The organism is Chitinophaga agrisoli, from assembly GCF_008386695.1.
GTDB classification, from domain to species: domain Bacteria; phylum Bacteroidota; class Bacteroidia; order Chitinophagales; family Chitinophagaceae; genus Chitinophaga; species Chitinophaga agrisoli.
This window is the reverse complement of sequence record NZ_VUOC01000002.1, coordinates 1508679-1523101: the sequence shown is the minus strand read 5'-3', so window position 1 is coordinate 1523101 and position 14423 is coordinate 1508679. Positions and strand designations below refer to the sequence as shown.

The following is a 14423-nucleotide window of genomic DNA, read 5'->3' as shown; positions in this document are numbered from 1 at the left end:
AAACATATAATCATGGAAAATATAACGCCTGAAGAACTGAAACAGCGTATGGACAATGGAGACGCCCTGAATATTGTGGATGTGCGCGAGCCTCACGAACATGAGGAATTCAATATCGGGGGTACCCTGGTGCCCCTGGGTGAGATAAGGGCTATGCAGGTAGACGAAATTGAAGACCTGAAGGACCAGGAAGTGATCGTATACTGCCGCAGCGGTAACCGCAGCGGACAGGCTGCCATGATCCTGGAAACAATGGGCTTTACAAACATTAAGAACCTCACCGGCGGTATGCTGGCCTGGGAGGAGAGATTCGGCAGAGAATAGTTGCCGGTCATCTAAATATAACTTGCAGTGTGCTGCCGGTTACCGGATGTTATACACCATCCGGCAGGTTGCATACTGCAATTTTTCCCCCTAATGGCTTACCACTGCCGTGGCCTCTATCTCTACCAGGAACCGCGGATCTATCAGCCGGCTCACCTCCACCATGGTCGTTGCCGGCTTAATACTTTGGAAAAATTCCCCATGCGCACGGCCCACCTCTTCCCATTTTGAAATATCGGTCACAAACATACGGGTGCGCACAACATCATGTAAACTGGCGCCGGCAGCTACTAATGCCGCTTCTATGCGGGCTAATATGTACTTCGTTTGCTCATAGGCGTTGCCGGCCCCCACTACTTTTTCCCCATCCGCCGCTACCGTACCGGATACTTCTACTACGTTGCCGGCCCTTACTGCCCGGGAATAGCCTACTTTATTTTCCCAGGGCGCGCCGGATGAAAAATTGGTGCGTTGCATATATTGTGGATTTACTTCTTCTTCTCAACTACATTGCCGGGCTGCGGTCCGCCCGTTCTAACTTTTACGATCTTATTCAACAGGTCAAACCAGAAAGGAGCGCCTAATGACAGCGCCATGGCCGTGATCAGCCATCCTACAAAGATCAGCCAGCCGTTCTGCTGGTAAGGATGCGTATAACAGCCTACGCCGCGGCTGGCGGCTGCCTGCATGGCCTGCCGGTATTTAACCTGTTCTGCGGGGGATAGCAGCTTTGCCGCCAGTGTATCAATCCGCGCACGTACGCCCGCCAGGGTAGTATCGCTGGTGTCCCGGCAGGGGCCCCGGTGTATGCCTAGTATGTTCTGCACATCTGCCGCATCGCTGGCCATGCTGCGGTAAAGGCTGTCCAGCATAACCAGGTCCGGGGAGGCCTGATAAATGGTATCCCGCCGTATGATCAGGCTGTCGCCGGCATGTATCGTATCCGTTTGTATGATCATATGCTGGCGCATGCTGTCTTTCCACTGCCCGTATTGCGCTACATGTGTGGTAGCCATCTGCACCATCTCGTCCCGGGCCTTTTTATCCTTGGTCAGAATGCGGGTAATGGCAATGGAATCAACATTGAACTGCCAGGCAATGATGAAACCTATGATCAGCAGTAGCACCTGGATCTGCTTGCGGTACCAGCCGCTGGTGCGGGCCATTACTTCATCAAACCATTGCTCTACTTTGGCCTGGAACCGGCCAATATCCCGCTGTGCGTCTTCCAGTAGGTTCAGTAAATGGCTGCGGGTATCATTACTTAGCTGGGGCACGCCGCTTTCCAGGTTTTGTTTGACCAGCGCCGCCTCCTCATGGGTGCTGCTGTCATATCCCGGTCCCCTTAGCAAATGTAGCAGGGTTTGGGAAAATAACTGCGGACTGATATACGATGGCCGGCTGGCCGCCAGATCTTCCCCCAGGGAACGGATACCCGGCTCGCAATAGAATTTCTTAAGAAAAGGGCTGTTCCGGTAAGGTAGAAAAAAGAAGACCACGCTCCATATTAGCTCATAAAACCAGGTAAAGATGGTGAACTGTCCCAGTTTGCCTAACCAGCTGCTACGGGAATCATTGTCCAGTAAACGGCGTAAGGCTTTTGTTAGCAAGCGTGCCCGCAGGTTAAAAGCGCGGGCGATCAGTTCCTGTATAATGGAGGCCAGCAGGCTGTAAAGCAGGTAAATGAAGATCAGGCTGATGGCAACGTCCAGGGCTACGATTCCAAACATAAGGGTATTCAGGATTTAGGCGTAAGTTAATAATATAAATTTAGCCTGTTACCACGCAGTGAATATGCGGTTTTGCCCAATCCCTGTCTGTTATACGCCCTATTGCTCAAAAAAGCAACAGCTGCCGCCTACCCAGGTATCCTGGTTATTATTACTTACGCCTATCATCTTACCCTTGCTGATCCTGGCCAGGTTATGCACCAGCAGAGGGCGGGGACTGCCATCCTGCCAGATATACATCATACGGATCTCGCAATGGGCCGGCCCGCTGGGGGTATAGATCACCGGGGCATATTGTACTTTATGCTGTAAGATCCAGTTCTCCGGGTCTTTAATATTGTCAATATCCGCCTGCGTTACATCGATGATCACGCCCTGGCCCGCATAGGAAAACAATGGTTTCAGCACATAATGCTCCAGGTCAGCTGGTATTACAGGCAGCTTGTGCAGGTACCAGCTTTTGGGCGCAAATTCGCTGTGGATGAGTGGCAGCATATACTTGCTGATACGGTAGAACCAGTTGGGATGTGTGATCCACTCTACATCCAGGTGCTGAAAAAGATCAGGCAGCGCGCCCAGGCTTTCCTTTTGCCGCAGAAGATCATCAAATATCAGGCGGTTATACATGCGTTTGATCAGCGTTTTTTCGCCATTGCGCAGGTAGTACAGTTTAGCGCCTTCCTGGATCAGTTCCGTAACGCATACCGGGGTAATGCCCAATTGTTGTTGGGTATAGTAAAAGTCTATCCGTGTTTTCTGCGCATCGGGTTTTACTTCCAGGAGTATCACTTCTTTTGGATCATAGGGCCCTATGATCAGCTCCCGTAACAGGTTAAAATAGCTGTCGCTGTTCAGCTGGTTAAAGAAATTATCTACCGTAGGTGGGATGGCAAAATGTTCCCGGTATTGCCGGGCCATCAACTCCTGGAAGGCAAACAGGGTAGGGAAGCCCTGCAGCTCTATCAGCTGGGGGGCCAGCTCGCCGTTCTCCTGCCGGCATACAGCAAAGTCTATGATCAGGAAATGTGGGTGCTCATTTTCCCCGGCTACTTTCAGGGAAGGGGGTATAGCATCTTCTGTAAGCGCTTTAAAGTCTGGCCGGAGGATCACTTCCACGATCTCTTCACAGGCCTGTATAAGTTTGCTCGTCAGGGCAGCCGGCACGAACACCGGGGTTTCCGCTACCCGGAAGGCAGGCCCTTCCCCTGTTTCGTGGGCCAGGCTTTCCAGGAATGCCTGGTATTTACCGGTGGTAAACTGCTCGTTGTAGTAAGTACGTAATGCGGGTACCATAGTTTGATGCGGTCAAAGTGCGCAGGCCGTATCGCCGGCCGCCAGTACTATTGTAGTGGTACGGGCAGCGGGCCGGGGCCTGTCGTCCTGGGTCTGAAAATAATTTCGTTCAGGAAAGCCGGTATGAACCGGTCATGCGTTAGCATGATCTTGCCCGGGTCCGTCAGCTGTTCCAGCATGCTCTCGTATTTTGCTTCGCCATAGATGTAGGTCACGTGCTGCTTTTTCTCTTCCTGCAGCAGGTATTTGCGCATACCAGCCGCATCCGCCTCCGGGTGGAACTGGGTTCCCAGGAAATGGTCGTTAAAGCGTATAGCCATTACGGCCCTTTCCAGCGGCACATGTGGCCGGTCTTTTTCAATGGCCAATACCTGCGCGCCCATGGCTTTTAATTTATCTTCCCGCAGACCTATCACCTGCCAGTTGCGGCTGTCAACGATATAAAACGGCTCCGGCAACCGGTGAAATACCGGCTCCCGCCGTCCCGCTGCCGTCTGGTGCACGGGAAATACCCCAAATGCCGGCGATTTGCGCAGGCATACCTGCCCCAGCTCAAAATAACGGCATATCAGCTGAAAGGAATGGCAGATAAAAAGCATCGGCTTTTTCACAGTTTCCCGCTCATTCCATTGTAACAGGTCATGCACCAGCCCAAAGTATGCCTGTTCCCACTCGCTGCCTGCACTGTCCACCGGGCTGCCGGGCCCGCCTGTGGAAAGATAGATATCGTAAGAAAGGTCCGGTACGGCTTGCTGCAATCGCACTTCGTAGGTATCTGTCTGTAAGTCCAGCTTATTTTCTGCAGCATACGCGGCTAAGAGTTCCCTGATACAGCGCATACCCTCGTTGGGTACTCCTTCATACATATCCAGTATCGCTACTCTCCAGTGCTGTTTAACAGGCATAGTCATGGTGCAAAGTTAAGAAATAGTGTTAGGAGTAGTGGGGTGGGGAATAACCTGGGCGCCCCCTTTGCAGAGCTGCCCGTTATAACAATAGTAAAGATCTTACGCGCCCGCCAGAAACTGCCTTTCTATAAAATCAGTTACCGCTAGCAGATCCTTCGTCTGCTCATACACCTGCAGCTGTTTATCCGCGCCCGTGCCTTCTTCCAGGATCCTGATCGTATTGTTCACAAAGGCCCTGGAGCCCAGGGGATCCACCACATCATCCACAAAATCCAGCAGCTCATAGATCAGCGACCGCGCATTCACTTCTGTTTCCTTACCAAAATCAATGAGGTTACCATCAATACCATAACGCGATGCCCGCCATTTGTTCTCATTCACCAACGCCCGGTTATAGATAATGAAATTCAGGTTCTGCATACGCAGCTTATACACCTTGGCGCATACGGCCTGGAACAAAGCTGCCAGCGTACAGGTTTCATCTATGGTCAGCGGTACATCGCAGATGCGGAATTCCACCGTATTAAAGAAGGGATGTACCCGCAGGTCCCACCATATCTTCTTTGCGTTATCAATACAGTTGGTCTTGATCAGCAGTTTGATGTAATTATCATACTCCTCTATGCTGCCAAAATAATCCGGTATACCGGTGCGGGGAAATTTGTCGAATACCTTAACACGGAAAGATTTGAAGCCGGTATTCCGGCCTTCCCAAAAAGGGGAGTTGGTGCTCAGGGCAAAGATATGCGGCAGGAAATACCGTACGGAATTGGCGATATGCAGGGCCATTTCACGGGTCTCCATACCTACATGCACATGCAGGCCAAAGATCAGGTTGGAGCGGGCAGCGTCCTGCATCTCGTTCACGATCTCAAAATACCGGGGATGGTCTGTGATCAGCTGCAACGCCCATTCCGAAAAAGGATGCGTGCCGGAGGCGCCTATGCTATAGCCCAGGTCTCCGGCAATGTTGCGGATGGTTTTCCGCAACAGGGAGATATCCTCACGGGCTTCTTCAATATTTGTACATATCTGTGTGCCCACTTCCACCACTGCCTGGTGGAACTCCGCCTTTACCTTATCCCGTATCACCTTGTGGGCCTGCTCTACGATCTTTTGCTCATGTGAGCACAATTGCCGGCTTTGCGGGTCCATCACCATATACTCCTCCTCAATACCGAGCGTGAAATGCTGGAACATATTTTTTTATTAGGGATTACAAATGTAAGTCACATCCACCATGTGACCTACACTATAAAAATACTGCCCTGCATTCAGCTGTTCATTATTTCCCTTCCGCCGGCTTCTTCTTTGCCGGCGCTTTCTCTTTTACTGCCTTTTCCTTTACCGCTTTCTCCTTCACGGCCTTTTCCCTGGGCGGCCTGGGCTTTGCTGCCGCTGCTTTTTTCGCGGGCGCTTTTTTCTCTTCAGGCGCTGCCGGTGCTGTCGGCTGTATTACCTCTTGCAGGAAGGTTCCCCAGGTCAGGTTCTCTGCGCCGGGTTTATGCGCCAGGGCTTTATCTATCAGGAATTGCGCGCTGGTTTCCACTATCCATTCAAAATGCGCTTCGCCTATAACATGTACATCCGCATCCGGCGCGGGGTTAAAGAAATCTATCGCATAGGGGATGCCTTTATGCATGGCCATCTCTACCGTATTAAAATCATATCCCAGGTATTGGTTCAGGCGGGTCACCTGCTTTATCAGGATCTGCTCCAACGCTTCGCTGGGCTTAAAATCGGCCTCATAGCGATGGTGGTGCAGGCGGCGCGGGTCATACGGCATAATGCGCACCTGCTGCCCGCCAATGCAGTAACAGCGGTAATATTCCTCAAACGGGATCTCTTCCTGGAGCAGCATCACCTGCTGACCGGTGGTGGCGTGCTGGGCAAAAAGCTCTTCCCGGTTGGTAACGCGGTGCACATTGCGCCAGCCCCCATCTGCAATGGGTTTCAGGTAGGCCGGGAAACCAGTGTACGCAAATATGGCGTCCCAGTCAAAAGGATAGGCCAGGTTGTGGAAGCTCTCGCCGGCCGTGTGCGGCGGATGTTCGTAACTGGGCAGCAATACCGTTTTAGGCACGGCTATACTGGCTCTCAGGGCCAGCTCGTTATTGACCAGTTTCTCATCGGCGCTGCTCCAGAAAGGATTGTTCACCACAGCGGCGCCGTTCAGGGCGGCATGTTTTAACCAGGCACGGTAAAACGGCACGTGGTGGGATATACGGTCCAGTATTACGGCATACCCGTTTTCCTCTCCCTGTATCACCTTGTCGATCAGGATGGGCTCTGCGGTGACATCCTGCACATTCTTTTCATTGATCCTGTCAATTAATGCCTTCGGAAAGATGCTTTCCCGGCCAAAGAGTACGCCTATCTTTTTCATCGGTCAATATTTTTGAATAATTATAATCGCTTTAATGTAGATCGCGGTTTCCGCACGCAATTTACCCAATCTCTGCGCTATTTTATCAACGACAAATAATAGGGTAATACTTCTTTCCACAAAGGCCAGTCATGCACCGCCTGCTGCCGCACATCCAGCCAGTGGCTGATGCCCTTGGCTGCCAGTATGCGGGACAGCCGCTCATTCTGCACCCGGTTCACATCATTATCCGCCACGCTCAGAATGATGCCCATACGCCACAGCGCCGCGTCCGCATTATCCGGCATATAGTCCAATGGGTTATGGTAGTACACGTTGTCGTCATAATGGCCCTCCAGCCGGGAACGCACGTCAAACGTGCCGCTCAGGCTAAACAGGTAAGATACTTTTTCCGGGTACCGGAAGGCAAAATTGGCTGCATGATAGCCGCCAAAACTACACCCCGCCACGGCCACCCGCTGTACGCCGGTTTCCTGCACAGCGCGCTCCAGCACTTCATGCAACAATACTTTATCGTATAGGGTGTGATTATAGGCCCTGGCAGCAGGCGGGATCTGTTTGTTATACCAGCTGTCGCTGTCTATACTGTCCGGACAATAGATACGCACCAGTTGCTGGTCTACAAACCAGCTCAACGCTGCTATCAGGCCTCTGTCCTTATGTTCATAATACCGCCCCATGGACGTGGGGAACAGGATCAATGGGTATCCTTCATCTCCGAACACCAGCATCTCGAACTCCCTGTCCAGGTGGGGCGAATGCCATTTGTAGTAGTTTTCTGTCACCTATTAAAAATAGGGAAAAAAGGCGGGATTACATTGCCCCTAACCGCATCCTTTAAGGGCTATAAAAAGAAAGAAGGGTACTTATCGCTGGATAAGTACCCTTCCTGTAGCAATTATGTTGAAATAAGCCTTAGAAGCTGTAGCGCAGGCCTATCTGCATATTCCAGCGAGACAGGAAGTTGGCGTAGCTATAAGGTTTGTTGGTATATTGGTTTACCCCAAATTGCGGGTTAAAGGTAAAGGTAGGCGTAGTAGGATTGATCCACTGATCAGATTTGGTCAGGTTCAGCGGCTGCAGTTCCTGGTTAGAGTTGCCGGGATAGTAAGCATGACCCCAATCGTTGTTCAGCAGGTTGCTGATGTTAAAGATGTCAAAGGTCAGGCTGATCGTGTGATCTTTCATGAAATTGAAATCCTGTGCAACTTTCAGGTCAAAGTGATTTTCCCAGGGCAGACGGTCGCCATTTCTTTCTGTGTTTTTACCTTGATGCTCCTTCAGGTATTTGTCGGAATTGATATAATCCTGGAACATAGCAAACTGCTCCTGCGGAGTATATGTTTTACCACCTGTGGTCAGGGTAGCAAATTGTGCTGCACTGGTAGGTATGTACATCAGGTCAGCACTGTTGGAGGTGTTGGCAGAAGTAGCGGTAGTACCGTCATCACCATTCACGTCGCCAAAGTATACATAAGACAGCGGCTGGCCGGACTGACCGGTGTAAACCAGGCCGATGTTAGTAGAGAACTTGCCGTATTTGAAGCGTTTGCCAATGTAACCGATGATGCGGGAACCCTGGTCATAGTTGTTCCTGGCAACATCCAGGTTGTTCAGGCCATTGATGTTATACGCAAAACGGAAGTTGGACAGCGCCACGGAAGAGGTACCGTCATTCTGCGCGTAGGAGTGGCCCAGGCTGTAGGCCAGGCTGGCAGACCAACCGTTAGCAAATGACCGCTGCAATTGTGCTGTTACGTTATAGGCATAGCCCTTGGTGGTATTACCCAGTTGCAGTACCTGGTTAAAACGGGGATCTATACGTTTGCTGCCGTAGAAAGGACGTGTGCTGTTCTCAATGGTAATGGTGCTGGTAGAAGGGGCCAGGTTCAGATCCGTAAACAGGATATCCTGGAGGGTCTTGTTATACATACCTTCAATGGTACCCACAAACCCGAACGGCAGTTTCTGGTCTATAGCCAGGTTAGCGCGCAGTACGCGGGGGAATTTGAAGTCACGGGCAGTGAGGTCAATTTCCGTAGGCACTGGTGTACCACCGGTTGATGCCGGCTGGAAGGGAGCGCCGGGTTTAAAGCTGATACCTGCTGCTTCAACAGCGGCTGCGTTGTTAGCAGAGTAGCTGATCCTGGCAACACCGGTACCGGAGTACTGGTTAGAGATCCATACAAACGGAACACGGCCGGTAAAGATACCAACACCGCCGCGTACCTGGGTGGTACCGTTCTTCATCACATCCCAGTTAAAACCAATCCTGGGGGACACCAGAATCTGCGTTTTCGGCATTTTGTCGGTAGCTACGCCGTTATTCTTGGCCAGGTCAGAACTATTGAAATAATCGTTGGCAGCAGGCTTGTTGAAGAAAACAGGCATGTCTGCACGGATGCCATAGGTCAGTTTGAAGTTATCGGCAATATCAAAAGCGTCCTGTGCATACAGGGAGAACTGTGCTGCGTGCATCACAGAAGCAGCCAGGTCGCCCTGACCTTTGGTAGAGTAGTTAGTGGAATAGCTAACCAGGTTATCGTTGGCTTTGAAATCAGCCACGCTATTATAAGTATAGCTACCCAGCACACCTTGCAGGAACACGTTGTTGGTATTGTAGAACTGGTTATCAGTACCTACGGTGATGGTGTGTTTACCTTTATAGATATTGAAGTTATCAGTAATGGTGTAGTTGTTCTGTTTCAGGGAGTTGGCCTGTGAGCTGAATTCAGTACCAAACCTGTAGGTAGCGCCGTTTTCGTTGATGGTCACTGCCGGGAAGGGATCTCCAGGCGTTTGCCTGTTATCGCGGGTAGCATTATAAGTTACACGCAACATATTGGAGAACCTGGCGGATATGTTAGAGTTCAGTTCTATTACTGAAGAGTTGTTGGTGGTGTTGAAGTTGTAACCGTTATTCAGGAAGCTCATAGCGGTGCGGCTGTCGCTGATGATCAGGTTACTGCCTTTCACAAAACTGTGACGGATGGTCAGCCTGTTTTTCGAGTTAATATTCCAGTCAACACGGGCAAATACCGCGTCGGATTTCTTAGGGATATCAATACCATTATAACGTCCTGGATCATAGCTCCATCCGGGGTGTTTGGATTCGTCTTTCAGGTAACCGCTCAGATCGTCCAGCACTTTTGTATCAATGGAGGAAACGCCGGTACCAGGCTGGAAGTCCAGGGGAGCGCTGCGTCTTTCACCTTCATAGTTTACAAAGAAGAATAATTTGTTTTTGATGATGGGCCCACCCAGGCGTGCGCCATAGGTCCAGTCATGGAAATCGCCGTATTTAGCTTTGGTATCAGCGCTTTTACCTACAAAACCCTGATTCTGGTTAAATCCATATACGGAGCCATGGAAATCGTTGGAGCCAGAACGCGTAACCGCATTCACGCCGCCACCGGTGAAACCGCCCTGGGTAACGTCATAGGGGGCCAGGATCACCTGTACCTGCTCAATTGCGTCAAATGGGATGGGGTTAATGGAAGCCTGTCCGCCGTTGGTGCCGCTGGCTGCGAGGCCAAATACGTCTGTAGCATTGGCGCCATCCACGGTAAACTGGTTATAGCGGTTGCTCTGGCCGGCAAAAGAAATACCCATGGTGCTGCCGCTATTGGCGTCCCTTCTGGGCTGCGCCTGAGGCACCAGCCTTACGAAGTCGTTGATATTACGGCTAACAGTGGGCAGGGTGGCCAGTTGCTGTGAGGACAAGCTGGTCATGGTGCCTTGTCTTTCCTTGGAAATAATGGCGTTCTTGTTGTAGATCACCTCTACTTCGTTCAGGGATTTGGAATTATCCTCCAGCTGAACATTCAGTTTGCCAGGAACACCCAGTTCCAGGCCAACGTTGTTATAAGTCCTTGTAACATAACCAATAAAGGTAACCTCAATTTTGTAAGGACCGCCCACCTGCATGTTGGGAATGGTGAACCGGCCTTCATTTTGAGTAATGGTACCGTATACGGTACCGGAGGGTACGTGGGTCGCTTTAACCGTAGCGCCTATCAGTCCTTCATTTTTGCTGTCCTTTACAACACCGGTCAGACTACTTGTCGTAACCTGTGCATAGGACATAATTACACTCAACAAGAGGGAAACTGTGAGTAGAATTTTGCGAAATCCCATTTTCAAACAATTTTGATTTAGGAGCAAAATTGAGAAATAATCGATTCCGAATTTTAACGGGAAATTAACAAATTGTTAAGCTGTAGAGATTACCTCAGTTGAAAGCCCATTATTTAAGCGGATTTTAATTTATAAGATGATAAAATTCCATTAATCAAACAGGGCACTCGATAAATTAGAACTTTTCAAATCTGATTATTTCTTATGTGTATAGAAGGTTGACCTGGAGGCTGTAAAGCTGTTTCAGGATCAGACCAGGTCTTCTGACAATCCGTGTAAACCTATATCAGGACTAGACCCAGGACCAGACCACCCTATCCCAGGACGATCACCACTTATAGATAACCGGTATATAACCCGTATCTGACCCGTATATAACCCGTATATAAGCCGTCCCTTTAAAGATACCAGTTATCTACCGGTTAGATACGGGTCAGGTACCGGCGAAATACCTTTTTACAACAAGGAAAGAGTCAATGAGCAACGCGGGGACCGGCGCTTACGTATAAAGCATACAAGTATTCAGCAGGGGAGGAGAGCAATTAATAAAGAAGGCTATTAAATAATTGATAACTAATAAATTAAATGTTTTGTGATGCTATTCAACGGACAGTCAGCACATTGGTGCTTCCTCAGATGGGGCTTACCTCTATGTAACCCCTCCAGCCTGGCTGACGCCTGCAACAAACTGCCAACTTATTCCTAACTTTGCCCATTATTTCAACAGACTGATCTAACATGCTAGACAAAATCGAAGCAGCTATAGAAGACATAAAAAAAGGGAAACTGGTGATAGTGGTGGACGATGAAGACCGTGAGAACGAAGGAGACTTTGTAACCGCTGCCCGCAACGTAACCCCGGAGATCATCAACTTCATGAGCATACACGGCCGGGGCCTTATCTGCGCCCCCCTGGTAGAAGAACGTTGTGATGAATTAGGCCTCGAAATGATGGTACGCGATAATACCGCCCTCCATCAAACTCCCTTTACCGTAAGCGTAGATTTGCTGGGGCACGGCTGCACCACCGGCATTTCCGCCCATGACAGGGCCAAAACCGTACAGGCCCTGATTGATCCCGTTACCCGCCCGGAATACCTGGGCAAACCTGGTCATATTTTCCCGCTTAAAGCAAAGAAAGGAGGCGTGCTGCGCCGCTCCGGCCATACAGAGGCCACCATTGACCTGGCCCGCCTGGCTGGATTTGAGCCCGCCGGCGTACTGGTAGAGATCATGAACGAAGACGGCTCTATGGCCCGTTTACCACAGTTACGTGAGATCGCTACCCGTTTTGACCTGAAGCTTATCTCCATTAAGGACCTGATAGAATACCGCCTCCGTACAGAAAGCCTTATCGAAGAACAGGTAAGGGTACAGATGCCTACCAAATACGGCAATTTTGAGCTGATCGCCTTTAAACAGATCAACTCCGGCGATACCCATATGGCCCTTAAGAAGGGAGATTGGGAAAAGGATGAGCCCGTGCTGCTGCGCGTGCACTCCTCCTGCTTCACCGGCGATATCCTCCATTCCCTCCGCTGTGACTGTGGCGAACAGCTACATGCTGCCATGACCATGGTGGAAAAAGAAGGTAAAGGCCTTATCCTGTACATGAACCAGGAAGGCCGCGGCATAGGCCTGCTGAACAAGCTGCACGCCTACAAGCTGCAGGAAGAAGGCCGGGATACCGTAGAGGCCAACCTGGAGCTGGGCTTTAAGATGGATGAACGCGACTATGGCATTGGCGCCCAGATACTCCGCGCCCTCAACATCAGCAAGATCCGCCTCATGACCAACAACCCCCGCAAACGGGCAGGCCTGGCTGGTTATGGACTGGAGATCGTTGAAAATGTGCCCATCGAGATCCATCCCAATCCGCATAACGAATTCTATCTCAAGACTAAACGCGATAAACTGGGTCACGAGATCCTGCGGAGCTAGTAAAGACTTCAGGAGCCGGCAACGGCATGGCTTATAAAATAAAAGGGGGATGTCAAAACTGACATCCCCTTGTGCTTGTATATATAAAAAACCCTGAACAAACTTCAACATTATCGTTTTGCTTCCCGCCGCTGCAGGTACAACCGGGCGCTTTCGCTCATTGTTATGATAGCGCCGCCCAGGATCACAATATCTTTGATCACCAACCGGCCCCTGCCAGACAGGTAGGGGAATCCCCACTGCGCATCTCCCAGGTGCGGTACCCAGCTTTCCGGTGTGGTCACCAGGAAGGATAAAGTTCCAAGCGTCATCAGGAATATGAGCCCGCTGGCTACCATACTAACCAGGGGTACTACCCGGTATAATGCTATCAGCACGGCCAGTCCTACCAGGAAAATGCCCAACCCTATTGAAAATCCATATGTATTATTCCCCTCATGCCAGGCATGGTTAGCTGGTATCAATTCCCCTTCTTTATTCATATGTGTCTTGTAGTCAGCAGGATGCTGATAGAAAAAGGACATAAACGGGCTATTTGCTACAAAGGGTACAATGCCATCCGCTTCATAGGCGAAGAACTTTAACCCGCCTATCCATAGGAATACGACTACAATACCAAACCGTACGGCCTTTTTGCCAAATTGATCCAGGTTAGCGATAGACTGTATAAGAGACTGTTTCATAAGGTGATAATCTTTATGAAACAAAGGTACTGCAGCCTGCAGGGCTGGAACATGGACGTCGATGGATATTACATGGACATATCTGCCTGCATTATTGGGGCGTCAGGTCCGCTACAATGGAGATACCTGTCCGGTCGCGGAAGGCCTGGGGGGATACGTTGGTAAACTTTTTGAACATGCGGCTAAAGTAGAACTCATCCTCGAAGTTAAGGGCATATGCGATCTCCTTGATGCTACGCCGGGTAAGGTGCAGCTGTTTCTTGGCCTCCAGGATCAGCCGCTCCTGGATCAACCGGGAAGGCGGTTTCTTAAAATAACGTGTGCAGCGTTTTGTAAAGGTATTGGGCGACATGGCTAGCAGGTCCGCATAGTCATTGGGTTTGTGCAACGTAAGATAGTTTTCGTCCAGCAGTTCCCGGAAACGCTCCATTTGCTCGTCCTTACCCGCCTGTCCGCATCCGTCTGCCATGGCGCGCAGCTTAATGCTGCTGCTTTTGGCCAGTAATAGCTGCAGGTAGGCCTGTAACACCGTTTCTGAGGGCGAGGGCTGGCGCAGCTCTTCCTCAAACTGGGAGAGGATCAGCTCTATACTCCGTACATCCTCATTATTAAGCCCTATCATGGGGCTGATATATACATTGTTGAATAACAGGCCGTTGCAGGATACTTCGTTATGATGATAGGCAATGCAATAAAAATCGCCATGGAATTGCAGCATTACCGGGGCCTGGGGAGACGAAGATGCCAGTTGGAGCGTTTGGAAAGGGGTGGAGAACAACATTGTTGGCCCGCTAAAGGGGAAGGTGCCAAAGTCCGCATGGAACTTGCCTTCGCCGGCAGGGATGAATAACACCGTATAGACCGGATATTGCACTGGCGTGCCCAGTTCTAAACCTGCTGCCTGCTTTAATCCTACCAGGTGCTCACCTGTTGAAGAAAGTATTGTTCCCATTGTTCCTGTGTTCGTAAAAATAAATATATTTTCCAGACGCCGCTGCAAACTTGTATTGCTGCATCTGCT

General features: G+C 50.3%; 12 protein-coding genes. 2 read left to right on the top strand and 10 right to left on the bottom strand.

Annotated features, from left to right (window positions below; translation table 11 throughout):
* Positions 1-12: 12 nt before the first annotated feature.
* Entirely contained in the window at positions 13-324 is a 312-nt protein-coding gene (locus F0L74_RS13375) for a rhodanese-like domain-containing protein (RefSeq protein WP_149838354.1), read from the top strand.
* 90 nt (positions 325-414) lie between these two features.
* On the opposite strand, the gene F0L74_RS13370 is transcribed toward F0L74_RS13375, so the two are convergent.
* The 8 genes from F0L74_RS13370 to F0L74_RS13335 all read right to left on the bottom strand — a co-directional run bounded on the left by F0L74_RS13370 (position 415) and on the right by F0L74_RS13335 (position 10727).
* Positions 415-801, bottom strand: a complete 387-nt coding sequence (locus tag F0L74_RS13370; RefSeq protein WP_149838353.1) for a RidA family protein — start codon at positions 799-801, stop codon at positions 415-417.
* A gap of 11 nt (positions 802-812) precedes the next feature.
* A complete protein-coding gene (locus tag F0L74_RS13365; RefSeq protein WP_149838352.1) occupies positions 813-2054 on the bottom strand; it encodes a hypothetical protein in 1242 nt (413 codons plus the stop codon).
* A 99-nt stretch (positions 2055-2153) separates the two neighbouring features.
* Positions 2154-3347 carry a hypothetical protein gene (locus tag F0L74_RS13360; RefSeq protein ID WP_149838351.1) on the bottom strand — a complete coding sequence of 398 codons (1194 nt, stop codon included), beginning with the start codon at positions 3345-3347 and terminating at the stop codon, positions 2154-2156.
* A gap of 47 nt (positions 3348-3394) precedes the next feature.
* Positions 3395-4258: a type 1 glutamine amidotransferase gene (locus tag F0L74_RS13355; RefSeq protein ID WP_246197701.1), complete on the bottom strand. Its 864-nt coding sequence runs from the start codon at positions 4256-4258 to the stop codon at positions 3395-3397.
* Between the two features lie 96 nt (positions 4259-4354).
* Entirely contained in the window at positions 4355-5455 is a 1101-nt protein-coding gene (locus tag F0L74_RS13350) for a carboxylate-amine ligase (protein WP_149838350.1), read from the bottom strand.
* A gap of 85 nt (positions 5456-5540) precedes the next feature.
* Positions 5541-6641 carry an ATP-grasp domain-containing protein gene (locus F0L74_RS13345; protein ID WP_149838349.1) on the bottom strand — a complete coding sequence of 367 codons (1101 nt, stop codon included), beginning with the start codon at positions 6639-6641 and terminating at the stop codon, positions 5541-5543.
* Between the two features lie 77 nt (positions 6642-6718).
* On the bottom strand, positions 6719-7426 hold the full coding sequence (locus F0L74_RS13340) for an alpha/beta fold hydrolase (protein WP_149838348.1): 708 nt from the start codon (positions 7424-7426) through the stop codon (positions 6719-6721).
* A 130-nt stretch (positions 7427-7556) separates the two neighbouring features.
* On the bottom strand, positions 7557-10727 hold the full coding sequence (locus tag F0L74_RS13335; protein WP_188315989.1) for a TonB-dependent receptor: 3171 nt from the start codon (positions 10725-10727) through the stop codon (positions 7557-7559).
* Between the two features lie 789 nt (positions 10728-11516).
* On the opposite strand from F0L74_RS13335, the gene F0L74_RS13330 reads away from it, so the two are divergent.
* Complete coding sequence (locus F0L74_RS13330; RefSeq protein ID WP_149838346.1) at positions 11517-12719, top strand: bifunctional 3,4-dihydroxy-2-butanone-4-phosphate synthase/GTP cyclohydrolase II; 1203 nt, start codon at positions 11517-11519, stop codon at positions 12717-12719.
* A 110-nt stretch (positions 12720-12829) separates the two neighbouring features.
* Here the strand turns inward: F0L74_RS13330 and F0L74_RS13325 are convergent, their stop codons facing one another.
* Both F0L74_RS13325 and F0L74_RS13320 read right to left on the bottom strand, forming a co-directional pair.
* Positions 12830-13402, bottom strand: coding sequence for a DUF417 family protein (locus tag F0L74_RS13325; RefSeq protein ID WP_149838345.1), 573 nt, complete (start codon positions 13400-13402; stop codon positions 12830-12832).
* Positions 13403-13493: 91 nt separating this feature from the next.
* On the bottom strand, positions 13494-14354 hold the full coding sequence (locus tag F0L74_RS13320; RefSeq protein ID WP_149838344.1) for a helix-turn-helix domain-containing protein: 861 nt from the start codon (positions 14352-14354) through the stop codon (positions 13494-13496).
* Positions 14355-14423: the final 69 nt, after the last annotated feature.

Bases quoted from the DNA above. Each gene is read 5' to 3' on its own strand.
- F0L74_RS13355 (WP_246197701.1), bottom strand. From the start codon at position 4,258: ATGACTATGCCTGTTAAACAGCACTGGAGAGTAGCGATACTGGATATG.
- F0L74_RS13345 (WP_149838349.1), bottom strand. From the start codon at position 6,641: ATGAAAAAGATAGGCGTACTCTTTGGCCGGGAAAGCATCTTTCCGAAG.
- F0L74_RS13335 (WP_188315989.1), bottom strand. From the start codon at position 10,727: ATGTCCTATGCACAGGTTACGACAAGTAGTCTGACCGGTGTTGTAAAG.
- F0L74_RS13370 (WP_149838353.1), bottom strand. From the start codon at position 801: ATGCAACGCACCAATTTTTCATCCGGCGCGCCCTGGGAAAATAAAGTA.
- F0L74_RS13375 (WP_149838354.1), top strand. From the start codon at position 13: ATGGAAAATATAACGCCTGAAGAACTGAAACAGCGTATGGACAATGGA.
- F0L74_RS13320 (WP_149838344.1), bottom strand. From the start codon at position 14,354: ATGGGAACAATACTTTCTTCAACAGGTGAGCACCTGGTAGGATTAAAG.
- F0L74_RS13350 (WP_149838350.1), bottom strand. From the start codon at position 5,455: ATGTTCCAGCATTTCACGCTCGGTATTGAGGAGGAGTATATGGTGATG.
- F0L74_RS13360 (WP_149838351.1), bottom strand. From the start codon at position 3,347: ATGGTACCCGCATTACGTACTTACTACAACGAGCAGTTTACCACCGGT.
- F0L74_RS13330 (WP_149838346.1), top strand. From the start codon at position 11,517: ATGCTAGACAAAATCGAAGCAGCTATAGAAGACATAAAAAAAGGGAAA.
- F0L74_RS13325 (WP_149838345.1), bottom strand. From the start codon at position 13,402: ATGAAACAGTCTCTTATACAGTCTATCGCTAACCTGGATCAATTTGGC.
- F0L74_RS13365 (WP_149838352.1), bottom strand. From the start codon at position 2,054: ATGTTTGGAATCGTAGCCCTGGACGTTGCCATCAGCCTGATCTTCATT.